We start from the raw sequence: 578 nt of genomic DNA on the forward strand, positions 1-578 counted from the left end.
TTGGAGGGTCTGGTCGGGATCGGGAACGCGGGCAGTGTCGCCTCGGGCCGGGTGTCCTACACGTTTGGTTTCGAGGGTCCGGCGGTGACGGTGGACACAGCGTGTTCGTCGTCACTGGTGGCGCTGCATCTGGCGGCGCAGGCGCTGCGCAACGGCGAGTGCGATCTGGCGCTGGCCGGTGGCGCGACGGTGATGGCGACGCCGGGGACGTTTGTGGAGTTCTCGCGGCAGCGTGGTCTTTCGCCGGACGGCAGGTGCAGGGCGTTCGCGGCCAGTGCGGATGGCACGGGCTGGGGTGAGGGCGCGGGCATGCTGCTGGTGGAGCGGCTCTCCGACGCGCGGCGCAAGGGGCATCGGGTGCTGGCGGTGCTTAAGGGTTCGGCCGTCAATCAGGACGGTGCGTCGAACGGTCTGACGGCGCCGAACGGTCCGTCGCAGCAGCGGGTGATCCGTCAGGCGCTCGCCAACTCGGGCCTTGCGGCTGCGGACGTGGACGTGGTGGAGGCGCACGGCACCGGCACCACACTGGGCGACCCGATCGAGGCCCAGGCCCTGATCGCGACCTACGGTCAGGACCA

The 578-nt window shown here is 70.6% G+C and carries 1 protein-coding gene; it reads left to right on the forward strand.

Going from position 1 to position 578, the window contains the following annotated elements:
• On the forward strand, nt 1–578 hold a 578-nt coding region (locus ACLQ2N_RS35955), incomplete at both ends, for a beta-ketoacyl synthase N-terminal-like domain-containing protein (RefSeq protein WP_425819997.1).

It is taken from the genome of Streptomyces sp. DT224, from assembly GCF_049844595.1.
Taxonomy (GTDB): domain Bacteria; phylum Actinomycetota; class Actinomycetes; order Streptomycetales; family Streptomycetaceae; genus Streptomyces.